The 2,604-nt window shown below is 64.7% G+C and carries 4 protein-coding genes; 2 read left to right on the top strand and 2 right to left on the bottom strand.

Annotation, left to right across the window (positions count from 1 at the left end):
• The coding region (locus tag ACIQ42_RS17870) for a hypothetical protein (protein ID WP_397423577.1) at window positions 1-439 on the top strand (439 nt) is incomplete at its 5' end.
• A 77-nt stretch (window positions 440-516) separates the two neighbouring features.
• Here the strand turns inward: ACIQ42_RS17870 and ACIQ42_RS17865 are convergent.
• Both ACIQ42_RS17865 and ACIQ42_RS17860 read right to left on the bottom strand, forming a co-directional pair.
• Window positions 517-933, bottom strand: coding sequence for a DUF1330 domain-containing protein (locus ACIQ42_RS17865; protein ID WP_397423576.1), 417 nt, complete (start codon window positions 931-933; stop codon window positions 517-519).
• A 10-nt stretch (window positions 934-943) separates the two neighbouring features.
• Window positions 944-1,843: a haloalkane dehalogenase gene (locus ACIQ42_RS17860; RefSeq protein WP_397423575.1), complete on the bottom strand. Its 900-nt coding sequence runs from the start codon at window positions 1,841-1,843 to the stop codon at window positions 944-946.
• 111 nt (window positions 1,844-1,954) lie between these two features.
• Here ACIQ42_RS17860 and ACIQ42_RS17855 point away from each other — a divergent pair, with 111 nt between their 5' ends.
• Entirely contained in the window at window positions 1,955-2,560 is a 606-nt protein-coding gene (locus ACIQ42_RS17855) for a TetR/AcrR family transcriptional regulator (RefSeq protein ID WP_397423574.1), read from the top strand.
• The last annotated feature ends 44 nt before the right edge of the window (window positions 2,561-2,604 follow it).

Raw genomic sequence — 2,604 nt, 5'->3', positions numbered from 1 at the left:
GTTGGGCTGGTTCATGATGGTGTCGCTGGGTCACATGACGGCCAGAGACATGTTCGCCATCATCCAGGATGGCGTCTATCCCACCCTGACGCCGGCAGGTGACGCCGCGCGGCGGGGCTACGACGCGCCCTTCGAGGGTCTTGGTCGGGCCGGCCACGCCGGACCACGTCGCTTCCCGCTCAGCCTGCCGTTCACAAACCCGGAAGGCGGCAATGCGGCTGCGCAGCAGCGCCACTTCGACGCCCTTCTGACGTGGACCAGGCCGGTTCACTTCATCTGGGGCGGCGCCGACAACATCTTCACCGAGGCCTGGGGCCGCGAGTGGGCCGGCAAATTTCCGCAGGCCACCTTCGACCTCCTGCCCGAGGCCGGTCACTTCCTTCAGGACACCCACGGGGACGCCATAGCCGACCTGTTCTTCGCAAGGATCGCCAGTTGAGCCGCCTGCCGCCATCCACAAATGGCGACTAGTGCGGCGCTGATCTTCCTCGTCCTGTCACTCAGACCAGCGCGGGTCTAGAATCCGGCTCCAGGCTTGGTGCGGATGTTCAGTTGACCCGCCAGCCCGGCTTTGCGGTGATGCTCGATGGCATGCATCTCCGGCGACATGGCCATGGCCCGGAAGGCGGCGAGGGATGGGTACTCGGCAAGGGCCACCATGTCCCATAGCTCCTCAACCTCGCCCAGCAGCAAGCCGGTCACCTCGCCGGAGTAACGCACCTTGCCGCCCAGGGCCTCGACCAGTTTGCGGACCTCCTCGCCATAGCGCGCATAGGCGTCCGCGCCGCTGAGGTCAGGCTCGGAACCGTCGGCATACTCGGCCTTTGGCTTGAACTTCAGCAGATTGACCATCACGAACGGGCCATCCTCCGGACCGCCGAAGAAAGCCATCGCCTGCTGCGGCGGCGGCAGTACCTGGTTTGTCACATTCATGTTCTTGTCCTCAGCTGCGGCGGATCAGGGCGTCGATGATCTCGACGATGTCGTTGGGGCAGTCTTCCTGCAGGAAATGGCCGCCGCTCAGGGTCACGTGCGGCTGGCCCTTCGCGCCGGGGATCCGGGCCTGGATCGGAACATCGCCGCCCTTGCTGACCGGATCATTGTCGCTGAAGGCGGTGACCACCGGCTTGTCGAAATGTTCCAGCACAGTCCAGGCCGCGATATTTTCCGCCACCGAGCCATGCTCCGGAGTCATCGGCACCAGGGTCGGGAACTGCCGGGCGCCCTCCTTGAAGGTCTCGTCGGGGAACGGCGCGTCATAGGCCGCAACCTCCGAGGCCGAGAGATCGCGGGTGGTTCCGCCGTTCACAATCATGCCGATGGGCATGACCGGCACGTTCTGGCTGAACTCCAGCCAGGCTCTGAAGGCGTCAGACATGCCGGTTCCAACCGGCATGCCGGTGTTGGCGATCACCAGACCGGCGAACCGCTCCGGAAACGCCGCCACCAGACGCAACCCGATCAGGCCACCCCAATCCTGGCAGAACAGGCGCAGATCCTTGAGATCCAGGGCGGTCAGCCATTGGCTCATCCAGGCCACGTGACGTTCATAGGTGTAGTCTGTGCGGCTGGCCGGTTTGTCTGATCGCCCGAAGCCGATCAGGTCGGGCGCGATCACCCGATGCCCACGGGCGACAAGTCCAGAAATTATGTGGCGATAAAGGTAAGCCCACGACGGCTCGCCGTGCATCAGCAACACCGGCGCACCGTCGCGCGGGCCTTCGTCCACATAGTGCAGGCGCATCTGCGTGCCGTCAGCGTCCGTCAGGGTGTGGTACTGCGGCGCGAAGGGCCAATCGGCCAACCCCTCGAAGCGGGCGTCGGGCGTTCTGAGAACCTGCATTTGGGAATCCCTCGATCACGGATATAATGACACGGATAATGTCACTATATGGACGGGTCAAGGCTTGAGCGAACCCCTCGACAGCTGGTCTCCAACAGGCGACAGGAGGTCATGAACCCTGCGACGCATCAGGACCCTGCAGACTCCGTCGACGGTCGCCGCCAGCGCGGCCAGGACAACAGGGCGCGGATCGTGGCGGCCATGATGGACATCGTCCGCGAGGGTCAGATTGCACCCAGCGCCGAGCAGGTCGCCGCGCGGGCCGACGTGGGCCTGCGCACCGTTTTCCGCCACTTCCAGGACATGGACAGCCTCTATCGGGAGATGTCTCTGGTCATTCAAACCCAGGTGAGCGCGATCAGTGAGCGTCCATTGCCTGAGACAGGTTGGCCGGAGCGACTTCTCGAACTGGTCCGTCGCCGCGCCATGGCCTTCGAGACCATCGGTCCCTTCCGGCGCGCCGCCGACGCGTTCCGCCACCGCTCCCGGTTTCTGGGCGCCGATGCGGACCGGCTGGCGACCGAACTGCGCGCCAAGCTGGTACAGGTCCTGCCGCAGGAGGTCACCGCCGACCCGCTGAAGGTCGAGACCCTGGATCTCCTGATGAGCTTCGAAGCCTGGTCGCGCCTGCGCCGCGAACAGGGTCTTTCCGTGGAGCAGGCCCAGAGAGTGGTCGAAACCCTGGTGCGGCGCGTTATCGGCCAGACCGAAGCCTAAGCCTCCAGTTCAATGTCCCAGTAAAGGTAGTCCAGCCAGCTCTC

This window comes from Phenylobacterium sp. (assembly GCF_044372605.1).
In the GTDB taxonomy this organism is placed as follows: Bacteria; Pseudomonadota; Alphaproteobacteria; order Caulobacterales; family Caulobacteraceae; genus Phenylobacterium.
This window is presented reverse-complemented; position numbering and strand designations above follow the sequence as displayed.

Excerpts from the sequence above, each read along its gene's own strand:
- ACIQ42_RS17865 (WP_397423576.1), bottom strand. The coding sequence starts at position 933 with ATGAATGTGACAAACCAGGTACTGCCGCCGCCGCAGCAGGCGATGGCT.
- ACIQ42_RS17855 (WP_397423574.1), top strand. The coding sequence starts at position 1,955 with ATGAACCCTGCGACGCATCAGGACCCTGCAGACTCCGTCGACGGTCGC.
- ACIQ42_RS17860 (WP_397423575.1), bottom strand. The coding sequence starts at position 1,843 with ATGCAGGTTCTCAGAACGCCCGACGCCCGCTTCGAGGGGTTGGCCGAT.